Here is an 18,188-nt window from a genome sequence, read left to right as displayed (position 1 = left end):
GAAGGGAACGTGGGGTCCCCGCGTGACGGAGGGGAACGGGGAGCGCGCGGGCGCGGGACAGGGGGTCAGCGTCCGAGCGACGTGAGGAGGGCGCAGGCCTGGGAGTGGGTGTCGGGGAGGCGTTCGGTCCACACCTTCGCGGGACCGGCCGGGCGGACGTGCGGGTCGTCGGCGAGCCGGTCCGCGCTGAGGACGCGCAGGTTGGAGACGCGGCGCGCGAGGGTTTCGTCGCGGCGGGCCAGCACCGCGGCCACGCTCGGGCCGAGGGTCGCCAGGGTCTCGCCGCCGTCGAAGACCGTGCGCAGGGCGTCGGAGGCCAGCGTCATCGCGACCACGCGGGACCAGCCCGTGGCGCGGTGCGTGTCGAGGCGCAGCAGCACCAGCGCGTAGTCGAGCGGCACGACCGGCGTCTCGCGGTACACCTCGCCCAGCCGTGTCCGCAGGTAGGCGGTGGTGGCCAGCCCGGTCAGCGGGTCCTCGGCCGCGCAGTCGCCCGCCTGCCTCGTCACCACGTCCGCCCACCCCAGCGCCGTCGTGCGCACCATCCGCGACGGGAGCGCGTCGACGTCCGGCGACACGACGTGCGACTCGTCGGTCAGCACGGCGTGCAGCGCCGCCAGGTCGAGCAGCGTCTCGCCGAGACCGGCACCCGCCTCGGCACGAGCCCGTCCGAGCCGCACGAGCGCGTCGGAGGGGTCGGTGCCCTCCGACACCGCCGCGCACACCTCGTCGACCTCGGCGAGCGGCCAGTCTGCGGGGAACGCCCAGCCCGCGGCCATCGTGGCGGTCCGCCATCTGGCCTTCAGCAGGCGTTCCGCTTGTGCGACTCCCACCCGGTCCGTCTCCCTTCTCCGTGGATTCCAGGTGGGAGACGCGCCCGTGCCCGGCTCGTGACGCAACCCTCGCGGGGGATTGAGATGACTCTTCCGCGGGCCGTAGGTCACACTGGGCGCGCGAGGAGGGGAAAGAATCTTGGCGACCGTTCCTGCAGACGTCCAGGGCCCGAGCGACGCGGAACTCATCGAGTCCGTGCGCGGAGGGACCATCGACGCCTACGGCCAGTTGTACGAACGGCACGTCTCGGCGGCCTACAACCTCGCCCGCCAGTTGGCCCGCTCGCAGGCCGAGGCGGACGACCTGGTGTCGGAGGCCTTCGCGAAGGTGCTCGACACGCTGCGCGCCGGCCGCGGCCCCGACTCGGCGTTCCGCGCGTACCTGCTGACCGCGCTGCGGCACACCGCCTACGACAAGACCCGCCGCGACAAGAAGGTCGACCTCACCGAGGACATGACCGACGTCGCACCGCCCGTGGCGTTCAGCGACACCGCGGTCGCCGGTCTGGAACGGTCGCTCGCAGCGCGCGCGTTCGCCGCGTTGCCCGAGCGCTGGCAGACAGTGCTCTGGCACACCGAGATCGAGGGCCAGTCACCCGCCGAGGTCGGCCCGCTGCTCGGGTTGACGGCCAACGGCGTGTCCGCGCTCGCCTACCGCGCCCGCGAGGGCCTCAAGCAGCAGTACCTGCAGATGCACCTGGCCGAGACCGACGCCGAGCGCTGCAAGGCGACCGTCGACCGGCTCGGCGCGTGGACCCGCGCCGGTCTGTCCAGGCGCGAGGCGACGCAGGTCGAGGCGCACCTCGACGAGTGCTACCGGTGCCGTTCGCTGGCCGCGGAGCTCGCCGACGTCAACGGCGCGCTGCGCGGGTTCGTCGCCCCGCTGGTGCTGGGCGCGGGTGCCGCCACCTACCTCACGGTCGCGGGCGCGACCAAGGTCGCCGTCGGCGCCGGTGCCGCTGCGGGTGGCGCGGGCGCGGCCGGTGCCGCGCTGCCCCGCCAGCTGCTCACCGTCGGTGGGTCCGCCGTCGCGGTGGTGGCCGCCGTCGCGATCGCGCTCGCCTCCGGTGGCGGCGAGCAGGCGCCCGCGCGGGTGCAGGCCGAAGCGCCGCCCGCGCAGACGATCGTCCAGCCGCCGCCCCCGCCCGCCGTCCAGGTGCCGACGCCCGTTCCGCCACCTCCGCCGTCTCCGCCGGCGCCGGTCCCGACTCCGGAACCGGCGCCCGAAGCGCCGGTCCCCGCCCCGCCGCCGCAGGCGCCACCGGCCGAGGAGCCCGCTCCGCCGCCGCCCGCCGTGCTGACCCCGACCGTCCCGACCGGGTTCACGCTCACGCCCGGCGAGGAGGCCAAGGACCTGCCGATCACCGTCCGCAACACCGGCGGCACCGCGGCACCGCCCGCGAGCATGGTGCTCACGCTGCCGCCGGGCGTGCTGTCGACCGGCGGACCCTCGTCGTTCGCCGCGCGCCTGCTGCAACCGGACGGCGCCGCCGACCAGACCGTGAACTGCCCGGCCGGCAGCGGCGTGCTCACCTGCACGACCCCGCAGGGCATCGCCCCCGGCGGGCAGGCGACGTTCCTCTTCCGGCTGCGCGCCACGCCCGAGGCGGTGACCGGCGTCATCACCGGTGCCGTCAGCGCGGGCACGGCGATCAGCGTGAACGTCAGCGTCGGCGTCGAGGTGCCGCCGGTCAACGACGACATCGAGCTCACCGCCTCGACGTGGCACCAGGTGTTCTGGGACCCGCGGGTCGACGTCCAGGTGCGCAACCGCGGACCGCGGCCGGGCACGCTGAAGCTGGAGCTGTCCGCATCGTCCAACGTCGTGGTGTTCACGCCGTACCGCGACTGCACGCGCACGGACAAGAACGTCCTCCGCTGCGTCGCGGACCTCGAACAGGGCGCGAAGTTCCGGATGTCCGCGTGGGCGTTCGGGCTGCCGCACCGGGGCGGGTCGATCACCGTGACCGCCACCCTGGGCAACGCGACGAAGTCGGTGACCGTGCCGGTGAAGGGCCGGCCGGACCACTGGCCGGTCGACCCGGTGGAGCCGCCGGCCCCGGCCCCCGTGCCGACGACCGAGCCGGCGAAGCCGACCGAGCCCACGAAGCCGGGCCGGACGACCGAGCCGTCCACGCCGTCCACGCCGGTCGAACCGGCCGAGCCGACCACCCTGACGGTGCCGCAGGTCCCGGTGCCGAACCTGCCGCTGCCGCTGCCGTCCACACCACCGTCGACCACGGTGCCGGCGCCGCCCACGACCACTCCGCCCACGACGCCACCGCCCACGTCGGAGCCGTGCGAGCCGCCGCCGGTGTGGCGGCTGCCGCTGATCCCGGACCTCCTGCCGTGGCCGTGCCGGACGCCTGAACACTGATTTCCGGACATTCCAGACCAATCCGGACGTTGCGGAAAGTAACACCCCGGGGCGATGGCCGTTACCTTGATCCGTAAGCTGGCGCGGTGCTGCCGATCGCTCGCAAGGTCCTGAGCTGGTTCCCCGAACCTCTCCGGTTCCTCATCAACAAGCACCGTGAGCTGATCCGGTTCGCCGTCGTCGGCGGCACGACGTTCCTCATCGACAACGGCGTCTGGTACGCGCTGAAGCTGACGATCCTGACCGACAAGGTCGTCACGGCCAAGGTCATCGGCGTGCTGGTGGCGATCATCGCCTCGTACGTGCTGTCGCGCGAGTGGTCGTTCCACACCCGCGGCGGCCGCGAGCGCCACCACGAGGCGGCGCTGTTCTTCCTGGTCAGCGGCCTGGGCGTGGCGATCAACATCCTGCCGCTGTGGCTGTCGCGGCACCTGTTCGGCCTGCAGGCGCCAGCCGTGCCGGCACTGACCGAGGAGATCGCCGACTTCGTGTCCGGCTCGATCATCGGCATGCTGCTCGCGACCGGGTTCAAGTTCTGGGCCATGCGCCGGTGGGTGTTCCCGGACGCCGGTGCCCGGCCTGACCGGCGAGTTCACCCGATCTCCGTAGACTCGTCTCGTGTCACTATCCGAAACAGTGGTCTCCCGGTTTCCGGAACCGATCCGGTCGATCGCGCTGAAGCATCGTGAACTGGTCAAGTTCGCCCTGGTCGGGGGCACCTGCTTCATCATCGACACGGTGCTGTTCTTCGGCATCAAGACCCTGGTGCTCCCATCGCACCCGGTGACGGCGAAGATCATCGCGACCCTGGTCGCCACGATCGTGTCGTACGTCCTGAACCGCGAGTGGTCCTTCCGCACCCGAGGCGGCCGTGAACGGCACCACGAGGCCGCGTTGTTCTTCCTGGTCAACGGGATCGGCATCGTGCTGAACTCGGCGCCGCTGTGGGTGTCGCGCTACCTGTTCGACCTCCAGGAGCCGCACGTCACGCGGGTGACGGAGGAGCTGGCGGACTTCCTCAGCGCGCAGATCGTCGGCACGCTGGTCGCGATGGCGTTCCGCTGGTACGGGTACAAGAAGTGGGTGTTCCCCGAGGAGAACGCCCGCAACCAGCGCCCCCTCGACGACGAGCAGGCGCTCGGCCACTCCTGAGCTACCGGGGCGTGCTCGGCGCCTTCCAGGGGATGCCGACCACGTCCTTGGCCTTCGGGACCGGCAGGAACACCGCGAACGTCGCGGGCCGTGCCGTCGACAGCTCCAGCCGCCCGCCGTCCGCGTCGACGAGCGCGCGGGCCAGCGCCAGGCCCACGCCCGTGGAGCCACCGCCGGACACGCCACGCTCGAAGATGTGCGCGGCCAGCTCATCCGGCACACCGGCGCCGCCGTCGGACACCTCGACCACGACCGTGCCCTCCTCCCCTCGCGCGGAGACGACGACGGAACCCTCGCCGTGGCGCAGGGCGTTGTCGAGCAGCACGCCGATGGCCTCGCGCAGACGGGCGGGCGTGGCGCGCGCGAGCAGGCCATCGGGCACACGGACGCGCAACGCACGACCCTGGCTCTTGACCTGTTCGCGCCATTCCTCGGCGATGGCGGTCAGGGCGGGGCGCATCTCCAGCGGTTCCGCATCCACGGCACGGGCGGCGCGGGCGGCGGCGAGGAGCTCGTCGAGGACGGCGGCCAGGCGTTCGGCCTGTTCGAGGGCGGCACGGGCCTCGGCGGCCGTGTCGGGTTCCGGGTGCTCGGCAAGGGCCTCCAGGCGCAGCTGCAGTGCCGTCAGGCGGCTGCGGAGCTGGTGGGAGACGTCACCGACGAGCTCACGTTCGCGTTGGACGAGGCGGGCGAGGGCGGTGGCGGAGGTGTCGAGGGCCTCGGAGACGGCGTCGAGCTCGGGGATGCCGAAGCGCTGGCCGTCCTCGCGGAAGTCGCCGGCACCGAGGCGGGACGCACGGGTCGCGACGTAGATGAGGGGCCGCGACAACGTCTGCGCCGTCACCAGCGCGACGACCGTGCCGGTGCCGACGGAGAGCGCGAGCAGCAGCAGCACCAGGCCCGCCACCTGGTACTGCGTGGTGTGCATGGGACCGGAGGGGATCTCCAGCCGCACGGTGCCCTGCTGGGCGATCGTCAGCTCGACGGTCAGCGGGTCGGCACCGGGCGACGGACCCGTCACGGTCGTCGCGCCCCCGGACACCACGGTGAGGCGGCCACCGGTGGGAACGGCGAACTTCACGGCCTCGACGTCCAGGACCTGCCGGCCGGCGATCTGGTCGTCGAGCTTGGTCGCGATGCTCTGGGCGCGTTCGGTGAGGTCGCCGCGGGCGCTGTCCTCGACGAGCGTCAGCGCCGAGTAGCCCAGCGGGAGGCCGAGCACGAACCCGGTGACGGCGACGGCGAGCAGGATCGCCCGCAGGATGCGGCGGCGCATCAGTCGGCGTTGAAGCGGAAACCGCGGCCGCGCACGGTCGCGATGCGCTTCTCCGCGGAGTTCGGGGTGCCGTCGCCGAGCTTCCGCCGCAGCCACGACATGTGCATGTCGAGCGTCTTGCTGCCCTTGAGGTCCGGGTCGTTCCAGACCTCGGAGAGGATCTCGTCGCGGCTCACGACCTGACCAGCGCGCTGGATCAGCACCTTGAGCAGCTCGAACTCCTTGTTCGCCAGCTGGACCTCCCCGCCGTCGACGGTCACCCTGCGCGCGGCCAGGTCGACCCGCACGCCGTTGACCTCCAGCGTTCCGGGCGCGCGGCGGCGCAGCAGGGCGCGGATGCGGGCCATCAGCTCCGCCAAGCGGAACGGCTTGGCCACGTAGTCGTCCGCGCCCGCGTCCAGGCCGACCACGAAGTCGACCTCGTCGGCACGGGCCGTGAGCATCAGCACCGGGATGCCCCTGCCGTTCTGCCGGAGTCTGCGGCACACCTCCAACCCGTCCATGCCGGGCAGTCCCAGGTCGAGCACCAGGAGGTCGATGCCCCCGGTGATCGCGGCGTCGAAGGCGCTCGGCCCGTCCCCGACGACCTGCACCGAATAGCCCTCCCGCGTCAACGCGCGGGAGAGCGGTTCCGCGATGGCCGGGTCGTCCTCGGCCAGCAACACCACGCTCACGGCAATCAGACTATTCGTGGAACGATCGCCGCGTGTCACGCCACGATGCTGATCTCGAACTCGCCCTGCGCCTCGCCGACGCCGCCGACGCGATCACCGCCACCCGGTTCCGCTCCCACGACCTCGCCGTGGAGCGCAAACCGGACCGCACCCCCGTGACCGACGCCGACATCGCCGTCGAGGACGCCGTCCGCGCGCTGCTCACCGCCGAACGCCCCGACGACGTCGTCATGGGCGAGGAACGCGGCGGCACGCTGGACGCCGCACGGGTCTGGGTGCTCGACCCGATCGACGGCACCAAGAACTTCCTGCGCGGCGTGCCGATCTGGGCGACGCTGATCGCCCTGGTCGTCGACGGCGTGCCGGTCGTGGGCGTCGTGTCGTCCCCCGCGCTGGGCCGCCGCTGGTGGGCCGCCGCGGGCGGGGGCGCGTTCGCCTCCGACGCCGCCGGTGAGCGGGCGATCTCCGTGTCCGGGGTGCGGGAGCTGGAGGACGCCTACGTCTCGACGACCGACCTCAAGACGTGGGTGCGGTACCGCACCCGCGAGTCGTACCTGCGGCTGGTCGACGCCACCTGGGAGAGCCGCGCGTTCGGCGACTTCTACCAGCACTGCCTGGTCGCCGAGGGTGCGATCGACCTGGCCCCGGAAGCGGTCGCGAACCCGTGGGACATCGCGCCGTTCCAGGTGCTGGTGACCGAGGCGGGTGGCCGCTTCACCTCACTGGAGGGTGAGGAGCGCTACGACGCCGGCAACGTGCTGACGTCGAACGGCCACCTGCACGAGGCCGCTCTCACGCTGTTGGCGCCGTGAGGGTTCCGCGTGCGACCTGGGCCCAGGCGAGGCGGCCGAAGAGGTAGTGGCACGCCACGCTCTCGTCGTCGAACCTGGCCCAGTCGTACCGGTTGCCCTGCTCCTGCCAGAACACCTCGTAGCCGTCCTCGGTGAGGACGCACCAGCGCTGGTCCGCCTCCTCGCCGATGCTGACGACGTCGTCCGGCACACCGATCCTGGTCAGCCACTCGGGCAGCGTCTCGACGTTCATGCGGTGATCTCCGTGAGGTAGCCGAGCGCGACGAGGTCGGCGACCGGGTGGGTGGTGCGGTACCGCGCGCCGCCGCCGGGCTGGCCGAACCAGGGTGCGCTGATCGTGCGGTGGACGGGCAGGTCGCGGACGACCCGGTAGCGGCGGTAGCCCTGTCCGGCGCTGTGCGGCGGCAGGGAGCGCTCCGCGTACGGCGTGCCCGCGGTGCTCAGGACCCGGCCCTCCGGCGTGCCGAACCGGTCGAGCTCCGCGCCCGCCTGGAGCACCTCCGGCTGGCTGGCCTCGTAGCCGCCCTCGCGTTCGGCGGGCCACCTCGGCTCGCCGTCCTCGGTGAGGAAGAGGGCTTCCCAGTCGCGTTCGTGCATGCCCGCCAACGGGTCGTAGCCCTCCAGCAGGGCCTGCACGACCGGGTGGTCCGCGCCGAGCCCACCGGTCGGCTCGAACGGCCGCGGGGTGGACGGGTCGACCAGGTCCGCCCGCGGGTGGTCCTGCGGGGCGAACCGGGCGACCGGCTCGGTCTCCTCCTGCTTCGGCGCGGGCAGCTGGCGTGCGGGCTTCGGGGCCAGTCGCGGGGGCTGGCCCGCGCTGAGGAAGACCGCCATGAACCAGCTGCCGACCGCGGCCGCCGTGTAAGCGTGGCGGGCGATGTCATAGGCGATGCCGGGCGCACCGGCCAGTGCCTGCGACTGGTCGCGGTTCTCCAGGCGGTCGGCGATCGGGCTCGACTGCTGGCCGAGGTCCACGCCGGGGGCCACCGGGGCCGAGACGAGGGTGTCGCCGGGGTTCGGTGCGGTGGAGCCACCGGTCGCGGCACCGCCGGGCGCTTCGTCGGCCGGGTCGGGCAGGCCGTCCTTGAGCAGGGCGTCCTTCGCCGGGTCCTTGGAGAGGCCGTCCTTGGCACCGGGCTGGCCCTGACCGGGCTGGCTGCCGGACTGGCTGGACTGGCCGGACTGGGAGGTCTGGCCGGGACCGCTCTGGCCGGTCTGGGTGCCGAGCTGGCCCGGCTGGTTGCCGAAGGCCTGGCCCGCCGCACCCGCGGCACCTGCCGCGCCGGGCGCACCCGCCTTGCCCGCTGCGGACTGCGCACCCGGACCGGACTGCGTGCCGGGGCCGGACTGCGCGCCGGGGCCGGACTGGGCACCCGGCTGAGCCGCACCCTGGGCCGCGGCCTGGGCACCGGGCTGAGCGCCGACCTTGGCGCCCTGCTGGCCCTGACCCTGCTGGCCCTGGCCGGTCGCACCGGCCTGGCCCTGCTGACCGGCGACCGCGGCACCCGCGTGGGCCGCCGCGGCCGGAGCCGCGCCGACGGCACCAGCGGCACCACCCACCGCACCGCCGACACCACCGGCGGGTCCGCCGATCGGGCCGGACGGGCCGGACGGGCCGCTCATCCCCGGGCCGGCGGGTGCGTTCGGAGCGCTCGGGGCACCGGTCTGCGGGGCCGCGGGCTGGTTGTGCAGATCGGGCGTGAACGGGCGGTCGAGGACCGCGGCACCCGCGGCCTGCGTGGTGCCCTCGGCGACGGGGCCGAGGCTGCCGTGGACACTCGGGATGGCGTCGGCGGCGTGCTGCGCGACCGGGGCAACGGCGTCGGCGACCGGGCCGAGCACCTGCGGCAGGACCTGCGGGCCCTGGCCGCGGCCGGGGCCTTCGCCACCGCGGCCGGGACCGTCGGCAGGACCCTGGCCCCCACCCTGGGCGGGACCGTGGCCCTCACCGCGACCCTCACCGCGGCCGTGCCCGTCACCGGGTCCGTCGACCGCGTCGAGGACCGGTGCGGCGGCCTCGCGGCCACCGGGGACCGCGTCGAGGACGGGCGCCACGACGGCGGCGGCCGGTGCGGTGACCGGGGCCGCGGCGTCGAGTACGGGTGCGGCGACGTCGGTCACGGCGCCGACCACCGGGGCGACCGGGGCGGTGACCGCGCCGAGCACGGGTGCGACCGGTGCCGTCACCGCGCCGACCACGGGGGCCACGGGTGCGGTCACGCCGGACACGACGTCGGCGACCGGGGCGGTGACACCGGTGACGACCTCGCCGACGGGCGCGAGGACGCCGCCGAGCAGACCGCCGGGAGCGCCACCGAGGTTCAGGCCGGGGCCGTGGGAGCCGGGCGCGGTGTTGACCGGCTGGCCGGCCTGGCCCATGTCGACCCCGCTGTCCAGGCGGATGGCGGAGGTCAGGGTGTTGGTCAGGTTCGCGACGTTGGCCGCGGCGCCGCGGATCAGCGTCTCGAGGCCGAGCAGCGCGGTCTGGTTGCCGGTGCCGGCGGCGGCCTTGGCGGCGTCGTTGTTCTTCGCGAGCGTCACGAGCTCGCGGACGATCTCGACCTTGGCGGCACCGACCTGCTTGGCGGCGTGGTCGAGGCGCGCGGCGGCGGCGTGGCAGCCCTTCGCGGCGCGCTGGAGGTCGCCGTCGGGTGCCACGACCTTGGACCACGTGCCGCGTGCGGCGTCACCGGTCGCGCCGTGCAGGCTCTCGAACGCGCGGCCGGCGGCGCCGTCGGCGGAGGCACCCAGCCGGGTGATCTTGTCGCCGGCCTCGCGCCAGGCCGTGGCACTGGCGCGCAGCTTGTCCTCGTCCGCCTTGGGCCACGAGACGCCTGCCTTGGCGGCGACCTCGGCGAGTTCGGCGGGAAGCTCGATGCCCATGTCAGCCGTCCAACCTTCTCATCGCGGTCGCGTTGCTCTCCTCGACGTGCCGGTACGTCTCCGCGGTCTTGGCGAACTTGTCGCCGACGCCGCCGAACGTGGTCGCGACCGAGGTCAGCGCCGCGGCCGTGGAGTTCGCGGGACCCACGTGCGAGTCGGCGAAGCTGCGCCCGGCCGCGTCGTCGCCCCAGCAGGCACCGAGCGCCGACAGCGTCTTCTCGAGCGCACCCGTGACCTCACCGGCCTGCGCGGCGAACCCGCGCAGCTCGCCGGCACCGGCGTCGAGCCGGCCCAGATCGGCGTCGTACCCGGTCATCGCGCCCTCCTGTTGATGAGCTCGGAGTCGAGCCAGCTCTCGCGCTGCTCGTTGTCCTCGTCGTCGTCCACGCGCCGGCGCGCGGGCTGCTGACCCAGGACCGCCCGGTTGTCGTCGAGCCCGTACTCGTCCGGCTTGAGGTCCGCGGTGCCCGCGACCAGCGCCGCGGGGTCCGTGGCGGCGGGCAGCACGGCGCTCAACGCCTGGTAGGTGCCCTCGGCGGCCTGCGCGGCAGCGGCGGCCACGGTGCGCACGACCAGCTCGGCGAGCTGCTCCGGCCGGTGCCGCCGGTAGGCCACCTCGGACAGTTCCAGCGCCGTGAGCTCGCCGCGGCCGCCCACCGTCGCCGTGACCGTCCCGTCCGGACTGCTCGCCCGCCCGGCCACGGTCGCCAGCTCGCGCTGAACGGACGCCAGCTGCTCGCGGCTGCGCCGGTAGTCGGCCATCAGCTCCTCGACCTGCGCACGGTGGTCGTCCACCGAGTCCCCCTCACACGCATAGCCCTGGGCTCGGGCTGCTTGGACGCCGTTGCCATTAGATCGGTTCCCGGCGACTTCAGTTACGTACGATCAACGACGTGTTCGCCTTCGAGGATCTGCCGGCAGGCCGAATCATCCCGCTCGGCGAGGTGGTCGTCGACCGGGACGAGATGGTCGACTTCGCCCGGAAGTTCGACCCGCAGCCGTTCCACCTGGACGAAGAGGCTGGCCGCGACTCGATTTTCGGTGGGTTGTCCGCTTCCGGCTGGTACACCGCGTCCCTCTGGATGCGCGTCTACGTCGACAAGGTCCTCTCGAACTCCACCGGGCAGGGCTCGCCGGGGGTGCGGGAGCTGCGCTGGCTCGCGCCGGTGTTCGCGGGCGACCGGCTCGCGTTCGAGGTCGAGGTCCTCGGCGCGCGGCTGTCGAAGAGCCGGCCGGGGCTCGGGCTCGTGGAGATGCGCGGGTCGGCCCTGCGCGGCGGCGAGCTGGTCTACCGGTTCGAGTCGACGGGGATGTTCGGCACCCGCGGCTGACCGGACCCGCTACCCCGCCAGCGCCCTCACGACCCGCGACGGGCTCGGCCGCCCGAGCCGTTCCGCCATCCACACCGACGTCTCGACCAGCTTGTCGAGGTCCACGCCGGTCTTCACGCCCAGCCCGTCCAGCATCCACACCAGGTCCTCGGTGGCGAGGTTCCCGGTCGCCGACTCCGCGTACGGGCACCCGCCGAGCCCACCGGCCGACGAGTCCACGGTCGTGACGCCGCACCGCAACGCGGCCAGCGTGTTCGACAGCGCCTGGCCGTAGGTGTCGTGGAAGTGCACGGCGAGCCGGGAGACGTCGCGGAACTCGCCCAGCAGCGCCTCGACCTGGCCCGGCGTGGCGACACCGATCGTGTCGCCGAGCGAGAGCTGCGAGCAGCCCAGGTCCAGCAGCCGTTCGCCGACGGCCACGACCTGGGAGCGGGGCACCGCGCCCTCCCACGGGTCGCCGAAGCACATCGACACGTACCCGCGCACCGACAGGCCCGCCGCCAGCGCACGGGTCACCGTCGGCTCGAACATCTCGAACTGCGAGTCCAGCGTCCGGTTCAGGTTGCGCGAGGCGAACGTCTCGGTGGCCGACGCGAAGATCGCGATGTGCGTGACGCCGGCCTCCAGGGCGCGGTCGAGGCCGCGCTCGTTCGGCACCAGCACCGGGTAGGTGACCCCGGCCCTGCGGTCGAGGCCGGCCAGCAGCTCGGTGGCGTCGGCCAGCTGCGGCACCCACTTCGGGTGCACGAAGGACGTGGCTTCCAGGACGGACAGACCGGCGGTCGCCAGGCGGTCGAGGAACTCGATCTTCACCTCGACCGGCACGACCGCGGACTCGTTCTGCAGGCCGTCCCGCGCGCCGACCTCCCAGATCGTCACCGACGACGGCAGCGAACCGGAGCCGACCACGTCGGGCAGGCCGACCTCACGCGCGCCCATTGATGGTCCTCTGCTCGAAGTCGTCTTCGGGGTTGTCGTTCATCTCGCGGTACAGCAAGGTGTGCACCTTCTCCACGGACGGTACGTCGTCGATCGGGATCGGCGCGTCCGACGCCGACTCGACGACCAGGGTGCCGCAGCCGAGCACGCGGTCGACGAGGCTCTGCTCGAACCGGACGCTGTTCACCCGCGACAGCGGGATGTCCAGGCCGGTGCGCTTGACCACGCCCTCGCGGTAGATCACCCGGTCCGAGGTGATCACGAGGTGGGTCGTCCGCCAGCGGGCCAGCGGCACGAGCGTCAGCCCGACGACCAGCAGCAGCGCGACGACCGCCAGCACGGTCCAGGCGATGCCCGCCCACGACAGGTCACCGACGAGCCCGGCCAGGTACGTGCCGAGCACGACCACCACCAGCAGCCAGAACACCGGGAGGACCAGCACCTTCCAGTGCGGGCGCCGGTGGATCACGACGTGCTCGCCGGAGCTCAGCAGGTCGTCGGGGTAGGCCATGGGACAACCCTAGCTACGCAGGGCGCAAATGCACCACGTCACCAGCGGACACGCCGTGGTCGACGCCGTCGGTGCCGCGCACGACGAGGGTGCCGTCGGGCTCGATCCGCTGGGCCGTGCCTTCCAGCTGCACGCCACCGGCGAGCTCGACGCGCACGCGTTGCCCGACGGTCGCGCAGTGCTCCTGGTACTCCTCCAGCACACCGGACTCCACGGCGTCGCCACCGTTCTTGCGCCACACGCCTTCCAGCCCCGCCAGCTCGACGAGCAACCGGAAGGCCAGCTCGCCGCGGTCGAGCTCGCTCGCGCCCACGTCGGCCAGCGACGTCGGGGCGAGCCCACCCGGCGCGGGCTGCACGTCGTCCGGCAGGGCCGCGACGTTCAGGCCGATGCCGACCACGACGGCCGGCTCCACACCCGCGGTGATCTCGGACAGGATTCCGGCGCCCTTCTCGCCCTTGGCGCCGAGCAGCAGGTCGTTGGGCCACTTCAGCGCTGCCTCGACCCCGGTCGAGTGGGCCACCCGCACGAGCGCCAGCCCGGCGATGAGGTTCAGCCACGGCAGCCGCTGCGCCGGCACGTCCGCCGGCCGGAACAGCACGCTGACGTACAGCCCGCCCTCCGGCGACGACCAGCTGCGCCCGCGCCGGCCCTGCCCCGCGCTCTGCTCCAGCGCGATCAGCACGGAGCGGTCCCGCGCGCCCGCGACGGCGGCGGCGGTGAGGTCCGCGTTCGTGGAGGCGGTGGTCTGCACGACGTCGAGCGCGGCGTACGGACCGTGGGGTGCGACCAGCCGCGCGCGCAGCGCTTCGGCGTCGAGTGCGGTGTCCATCGCGCCAGGCTATTGGAACGGAAGAGGGTACGTGCGATCGAACACGACCAACAGGTTGCCGTGACCTGGACAACTGCACGGGGCAGTTCAGCAATGGTCTCGTTAGGCTGCGAGCCCATGAGCAGTGCGACCGAGCCGATCGGAAGCGTCCCCGGCGACGCTTCAGGCGCTCCCGACGTCCACACCACCGCGGGCAAGCTCGTTGACCTCTACCGGCGCAACGACGAGGCGGTCCACGCCGGCTCGGCGCGCGCGGTCGAGAAGCAGCACGTGAAGGGCAAGAAGACCGCCCGCGAGCGCATCGACCTCCTGCTCGACCCCGGCTCGTTCGTCGAGCTGGACGAGCTGGCGCGGCACCGCTCCACGAACTTCGGGCAGGAGACCAACCGCCCGTACGGCGACGGCGTGGTGACCGGTTACGGCACCGTCGACGGCCGTCCGGTGTGCGTGTTCTCCCAAGACGTCACGGTGTTCGGCGGCTCGCTCGGCGAGGTCTACGGCGAGAAGATCGTCAAGGTCATGGACCTGGCGATCAAGACAGGCCGCCCGATCATCGGCATCAACGAGGGCGGCGGCGCGCGCATCCAGGAGGGCGTCGTCTCGCTCGGCCTGTACGGCGAGATCTTCACCCGCAACGTCCGCGCGTCCGGCGTGATCCCGCAGATCTCGCTGATCATGGGCTCGAACGCGGGCGGGCACGTCTACTCCCCCGCGCTGACCGACTTCGTGGTGATGGTCGACCAGACCTCGCACATGTTCATCACCGGTCCGGACGTCATCAAGACGGTCACCGGCGAGGACGTGACGTTCGAGGAGCTGGGCGGCGGCCGCACGCACAACACCAGGTCCGGCAACGCGCACTACCTCGGCAGCGACGAGGAGGACGCGATCGCGTACGTGAAGGAGCTCCTCTCGTACCTGCCGTCGAACAACCTGTCCGACGCGCCCGCGTTCGAGCCCACCCTGGCCGCCGGCTCGATCTCCGACTCGATCACCGACGACGACCGCGCGCTGGACACGCTCATCCCGGACTCCGCGAACCAGCCGTACGACATGCACGAGGTCATCAACCGCGTGCTCGACGACGGCGACTTCCTGGAGGTCCAGCCGCTGTTCGCGCCGAACATCCTGGTCGGCTTCGGCCGCGTGGACGGCCACTCCGTCGGCGTCGTCGCGAACCAGCCCACCCAGTTCGCCGGCTGCCTCGACATCGACGCCTCCGAGAAGGCCGCGCGGTTCGTGCGCACCTGCGACGCGTTCAACATCCCGGTGCTGACGTTCGTGGACGTGCCCGGCTTCCTGCCCGGCACCGACCAGGAGTGGAACGGCATCATCCGCCGCGGCGCCAAGCTGATCTACGCCTACGCCGAGGCCACCGTCCCGCTCGTCACCGTCATCACCCGCAAGGCTTACGGCGGCGCGTACGACGTCATGGGCTCCAAGCACCTCGGCGCCGACATCAACCTCGCGTGGCCCACCGCGCAGATCGCCGTCATGGGTGCGTCCGGCGCGGCGAACATCGTGCACCGCAAGAAGCTGGCCGCTGCGGCAGCCGGTGGTGAGGACGTCGACGCGTTGCGCGGCCGGTTGCAGCAGGAGTACGAGGACGCGCTGTGCAACCCGTACGTGGCCGCCGAGCGCGGGTACGTCGACTCGGTGATCCCGCCGTCCTACACGCGCGGGTACGTGGCGCGGGCGTTGTCGATGCTGCGGGACAAGCGGGAGACGTTGCCGCCCAAGAAGCACGGGAACATCCCGCTGTGAGCGCCGCGGACGAGCAGGCCGCTCCCGAACGGCCGTTGCTGCGGGTCGTCAAGGGCGCGCCGGACGACTACGAGCTGGCGGCGCTGACGGTCGTCGTGGCCGGGCTGGCCGCGGGTGGGCCGGTCGAGGACGCGCCGGCGCCGCGGTCGGAGTGGGCCAACCCCGCCCGGCGGGTGCGCAGGCCGTTGCAGCACGGGCCGGGGGCGTGGCGCGCCTCGGGCCTCCCCGGCTGATCCGGCGTCTGCAAGTACCACCGACTGCCAGTCGGTGGTACTTGCAGACGCCTTCTGGCTAGCAGGGAACGCGGCGGCTCGTGAAGTCGAGGCCCACGGCCACCTCCCGGCACCGTTCCTCACCGTCCACCCTCAGCTTCAACGTCCAGAACACGCTGCCGTACGACTCGGTCGTGCGCAGCACCTGTGCGTCCTGTGTGGGCAGTGGCTGCCGGGACCGCAGCGCGGGTTCGACCTGTGCCAGCAACGCGTTCTCCGCGCGGTCGGCAGGGTTGGCGAACGGCCAGACGGGTACGCCGTAGCCGATGGGGTCGCTCGCGAGCACGCCTCCGACGGCACCGGCGCCGAGGAGGGCGCCGAGCGCGACGAGGAGTGCGGCGGTCCGTCTGCGCTTGCCTTCGCGATCGGGACCGCGTTCGGTGAGGACAAGCACCCAGCGCTTCACCCCACCGAGGGTGCCGACGGAAGAGGAGAGCGCGCATCAGTAGTCCTACGCAATCAGCAGACCGGGCTGCCTGGCGTGCCGTGTACGCCCTTTGCGTCGGTTTCTTCATGACGTTGCTGGACACCACGATCGTCAACGTCGCGATGCCCTCGATGCAGGCCGGGCTCGGTGCCTCGCTGAACGACATCATCTGGGTGAACAGCGCCTACCTGCTGGCGTTCGCCGTGCCGCTGCTGATGACCGGCCGGCTCGGTGACCGGTACGGGCCGAAGCGGCTCTACCTGATCGGGCTGCTGCTGTTCGTGCTCGCCTCGCTGGCGTGCGGGCTCGCGGGCAGCTCCACGGCGCTCATCGCCGCCCGCGCGGTGCAGGGGCTGGGGGCCGCGGCCATGACGCCGCAGACGATGGCGTTCATCACGCACCTGTTCCCGGCGGACCGGCGGGGTGCCGCGCTGGGCACGTGGGGCTCGGTCGCGGGACTGGCCACGGTCTCGGGACCGCTGCTGGGCGGTGTGCTGGTCACGCACCTGGGGTGGCAGTGGATCTTCTTCGTGAACATCCCGATCGGGGTGGTCGCGCTGGTCCTGCTCGCGCTGTGGGTGCCGGACCTGCGGCCCGGCCGGGCGCACCGGTTCGACGTGCTGGGCGTGGTGCTGTGCTGCGCGGGGCTCGGGCTCGTGGTGTTCGGCATCCAGAACGGCGAGCACTACGGGTGGGGGCGGGTCGCGGGACCGGTCACGATCCCCGAGGTCGTGGTGGCCGGGGTGGTGGTGCTGGTGGCGTTCGTGCTCTGGCAGGCGGCCCCGCGCAACCCGGAGCCGCTGCTGCCGCTGCGGATCTTCCGCAACCGCAACTTCTCGCTCGGCAACGTCGCGAACATCGCCATCGGGTTCACGGTCACCGCCTTCTTCGTGGCGCTGGTGCTGTTCCTGCAGACCGTGCCGAAGCTGTCGCCGCTGATGGCGGGCCTGGTCACGGCGCCGGCGTCGCTGATGTCCGGCACCACGGCGATCTTCGCGGGGCGCTGGTCGAACCGGGCGAACGCCAAGGTGCTGCCGATCAGCGGGTTCGTGCTGCTGGCGGTGAGCATCGGCACGATGACGTTCCTCCTGCACGACGGCAACCAGTGGGTGCTGGTCCCCTCGCTCGTCGCGCTGGGCGTCGGCATGGGGCTGGTGTACTCGCCGCTCACGAACATCTCCATCCGCACGGTCGACCGGTCGCTGCTCGGTGCGGGTTCGGGCATCTACAACACCTCGCGGCAGTTCGGGAACGTGCTGGGCAGCGCCGCGATGGGCGCGGTGCTGCAGGTGGTGCTGGCCGCGACCGGCGACTTCACCACGGCGGTGCGGGCGACGTTCTGGATGCTGATCGCGGTGCTCCTGGTCGGGCTGGTCGCCGCGGTGGCCTTCCGGCCCGTGACCCCGGCGACCACACCCCCGGGTAGCGCACCGCCCGTGCCAGACTCCGGGCGTGCACCTGATCCTGGCCTCCCAGTCCCCCGCTCGTCTTAGCGTGCTGCGGGCGGCGGGCATCGAGCCCGTCGTCCGCGTGTCCGGTGTCGACGAGGACGCGCTGGTCGCCTCGCTCACCGACCCGACGCCCGAGGAGACGGTGGTCGCGCTGTCCGCGGCCAAGGCGGAGGCGGTCGAGCACGACGACGAGTGCGTGGTGATCGGCTGCGACTCGATGCTGCTGTTCGAGGGCGAGCTGGTCGGCAAGCCGGGCACGGTCGAGGTCGCGCGGGAGCGGTGGCAGCGGGTGGCCGGCAAGAGCGGTGTGCTGATCACCGGGCACACCGTGCTGCGGGTGTCCGGCGGGGAGGTGGTCGACCGGGCGTCCGCGGCCGAGTCGACGACCGTGCGGTTCGGCACGCCGGCCGCCGAGGAGCTGGAGGCCTACCTCGCGACCGGTGAGCCGCTGCACGTCGCGGGCGGCTTCACGATCGACGGGCTGGGCGGCTGGTTCATCGACGGCATCGACGGCGACCACACCTCGGTGATCGGCATCAGCCTGCCGCTCACCCGGCGGCTGCTGGGCCGGTTGGGTGTTCCGGTGTCCACACTCTGGTAGCCCTGGTCACACTTCCTCCCAACAGGGAAGATTGTCCCCAGCGGACGCGTTGG

At 72.7% G+C, this 18,188-nt stretch carries 20 protein-coding genes; 9 read left to right on the top strand and 11 right to left on the bottom strand.

From position 1 onward, the window contains the following. Nucleotides 1-65: 65 nt before the first annotated feature. Nucleotides 66-833 carry a GGDEF domain-containing protein gene (locus tag ACVDFE_RS10450; RefSeq protein ID WP_458430294.1) on the bottom strand — a complete coding sequence of 256 codons (768 nt, stop codon included), beginning with the start codon at nt 831-833 and terminating at the stop codon, nt 66-68. 139 nt (nt 834-972) lie between these two features. On the opposite strand from ACVDFE_RS10450, the gene ACVDFE_RS10445 reads away from it, so the two are divergent. The 3 genes from ACVDFE_RS10445 (at nt 973) to ACVDFE_RS10435 (ending at nt 4,362) form a co-directional block, all read left to right on the top strand. Continuing rightward, entirely contained in the window at nt 973-3,210 is a 2,238-nt protein-coding gene (locus ACVDFE_RS10445) for a sigma-70 family RNA polymerase sigma factor (RefSeq protein WP_458430293.1), read from the top strand. Between the two features lie 89 nt (nt 3,211-3,299). Further along, complete coding sequence (locus ACVDFE_RS10440) at nt 3,300-3,899, top strand: GtrA family protein (protein ID WP_360395657.1); 600 nt, start codon at nt 3,300-3,302, stop codon at nt 3,897-3,899. Beyond that, the gene (locus tag ACVDFE_RS10435; protein WP_360394904.1) at nt 3,829-4,362 is read left to right on the top strand and encodes a GtrA family protein; all 534 of its coding nucleotides are present in this window, start codon (nt 3,829-3,831) and stop codon (nt 4,360-4,362) included. The genes ACVDFE_RS10440 and ACVDFE_RS10435 overlap by 71 nt, the downstream gene beginning before the upstream one ends. Nucleotide 4,363: 1 nt before the next feature. Here ACVDFE_RS10435 and ACVDFE_RS10430 read toward each other — a convergent pair whose 3' ends face one another. Further along, complete coding sequence (locus ACVDFE_RS10430) at nt 4,364-5,638, bottom strand: ATP-binding protein (protein ID WP_458430292.1); 1,275 nt, start codon at nt 5,636-5,638, stop codon at nt 4,364-4,366. Then, nucleotides 5,638-6,312: a response regulator transcription factor gene (locus ACVDFE_RS10425; protein WP_360394899.1), complete on the bottom strand. Its 675-nt coding sequence runs from the start codon at nt 6,310-6,312 to the stop codon at nt 5,638-5,640. The genes ACVDFE_RS10430 and ACVDFE_RS10425 overlap by 1 nt, the downstream gene beginning before the upstream one ends. Before the next feature lie 32 nt (nt 6,313-6,344). On the opposite strand from ACVDFE_RS10425, the gene hisN reads away from it, so the two are divergent. Continuing rightward, nucleotides 6,345-7,124: a histidinol-phosphatase gene (gene hisN, locus ACVDFE_RS10420; RefSeq protein WP_360394896.1), complete on the top strand. Its 780-nt coding sequence runs from the start codon at nt 6,345-6,347 to the stop codon at nt 7,122-7,124. On the opposite strand, the gene ACVDFE_RS10415 is transcribed toward hisN, so the two are convergent. The 4 genes from ACVDFE_RS10415 to ACVDFE_RS10400 are packed head-to-tail and all read right to left on the bottom strand — an operon-like array spanning nt 7,105 to nt 10,802. Further along, a complete protein-coding gene (locus ACVDFE_RS10415; RefSeq protein WP_360394894.1) occupies nt 7,105-7,356 on the bottom strand; it encodes a hypothetical protein in 252 nt (83 codons plus the stop codon). The two genes, hisN and ACVDFE_RS10415, sit on opposite strands and share 20 nt — an antisense overlap. After that, nucleotides 7,353-10,007 carry a TNT domain-containing protein gene (locus ACVDFE_RS10410; protein WP_458430291.1) on the bottom strand — a complete coding sequence of 885 codons (2,655 nt, stop codon included), beginning with the start codon at nt 10,005-10,007 and terminating at the stop codon, nt 7,353-7,355. Before ACVDFE_RS10410 ends, ACVDFE_RS10415 begins: the two co-directional genes overlap by 4 nt. 1 nt (nt 10,008) lies before the next feature. Next, entirely contained in the window at nt 10,009-10,323 is a 315-nt protein-coding gene (locus ACVDFE_RS10405; RefSeq protein WP_360394889.1) for a WXG100 family type VII secretion target, read from the bottom strand. Then, on the bottom strand, nt 10,320-10,802 hold the full coding sequence (locus tag ACVDFE_RS10400) for a YbaB/EbfC family nucleoid-associated protein (protein WP_458430290.1): 483 nt from the start codon (nt 10,800-10,802) through the stop codon (nt 10,320-10,322). The genes ACVDFE_RS10405 and ACVDFE_RS10400 overlap by 4 nt, the downstream gene beginning before the upstream one ends. Before the next feature lie 98 nt (nt 10,803-10,900). Between ACVDFE_RS10400 and ACVDFE_RS10395 the strand changes: the two genes are divergently transcribed. Beyond that, entirely contained in the window at nt 10,901-11,338 is a 438-nt protein-coding gene (locus ACVDFE_RS10395; RefSeq protein ID WP_360394885.1) for a MaoC family dehydratase, read from the top strand. Nucleotides 11,339-11,347: 9 nt separating this feature from the next. Here ACVDFE_RS10395 and ACVDFE_RS10390 read toward each other — a convergent pair whose 3' ends face one another. The 3 genes from ACVDFE_RS10390 to ACVDFE_RS10380 are packed head-to-tail and all read right to left on the bottom strand — an operon-like array spanning nt 11,348 to nt 13,620. Next, a complete protein-coding gene (locus tag ACVDFE_RS10390) occupies nt 11,348-12,277 on the bottom strand; it encodes a hydroxymethylglutaryl-CoA lyase (RefSeq protein WP_458430289.1) in 930 nt (309 codons plus the stop codon). Next, on the bottom strand, nt 12,264-12,788 hold the full coding sequence (locus ACVDFE_RS10385) for a PH domain-containing protein (RefSeq protein ID WP_360394880.1): 525 nt from the start codon (nt 12,786-12,788) through the stop codon (nt 12,264-12,266). The genes ACVDFE_RS10390 and ACVDFE_RS10385 overlap by 14 nt, the downstream gene beginning before the upstream one ends. Nucleotides 12,789-12,801: 13 nt before the next feature. Next, on the bottom strand, nt 12,802-13,620 hold the full coding sequence (locus ACVDFE_RS10380) for a biotin--[acetyl-CoA-carboxylase] ligase (protein ID WP_360394877.1): 819 nt from the start codon (nt 13,618-13,620) through the stop codon (nt 12,802-12,804). A gap of 117 nt (nt 13,621-13,737) precedes the next feature. On the opposite strand from ACVDFE_RS10380, the gene ACVDFE_RS10375 reads away from it, so the two are divergent. Both ACVDFE_RS10375 and ACVDFE_RS10370 read left to right on the top strand, forming a co-directional pair. Continuing rightward, entirely contained in the window at nt 13,738-15,384 is a 1,647-nt protein-coding gene (locus ACVDFE_RS10375; protein ID WP_458430288.1) for an acyl-CoA carboxylase subunit beta, read from the top strand. Then, nucleotides 15,381-15,617: an acyl-CoA carboxylase subunit epsilon gene (locus ACVDFE_RS10370; RefSeq protein WP_360394872.1), complete on the top strand. Its 237-nt coding sequence runs from the start codon at nt 15,381-15,383 to the stop codon at nt 15,615-15,617. Before ACVDFE_RS10375 ends, ACVDFE_RS10370 begins: the two co-directional genes overlap by 4 nt. A gap of 58 nt (nt 15,618-15,675) precedes the next feature. Here the strand turns inward: ACVDFE_RS10370 and ACVDFE_RS10365 are convergent, their stop codons facing one another. Next, entirely contained in the window at nt 15,676-16,062 is a 387-nt protein-coding gene (locus ACVDFE_RS10365; RefSeq protein ID WP_360401720.1) for a hypothetical protein, read from the bottom strand. Nucleotides 16,063-16,142: 80 nt separating this feature from the next. Between ACVDFE_RS10365 and ACVDFE_RS10360 the strand changes: the two genes are divergently transcribed. After that, on the top strand, nt 16,143-17,576 hold the full coding sequence (locus ACVDFE_RS10360; protein ID WP_458430287.1) for an MFS transporter: 1,434 nt from the start codon (nt 16,143-16,145) through the stop codon (nt 17,574-17,576). Then, a complete protein-coding gene (locus ACVDFE_RS10355; RefSeq protein WP_458430286.1) occupies nt 17,536-18,135 on the top strand; it encodes a Maf family protein in 600 nt (199 codons plus the stop codon). The genes ACVDFE_RS10360 and ACVDFE_RS10355 overlap by 41 nt, the downstream gene beginning before the upstream one ends. The last annotated feature ends 53 nt before the right edge of the window (nt 18,136-18,188 follow it).

Source organism: Lentzea chajnantorensis (assembly GCF_054300775.1).
The sequence above is the reverse complement of the archived record's forward strand: the minus strand, read 5'-3'. Positions and strand labels throughout refer to the sequence as shown.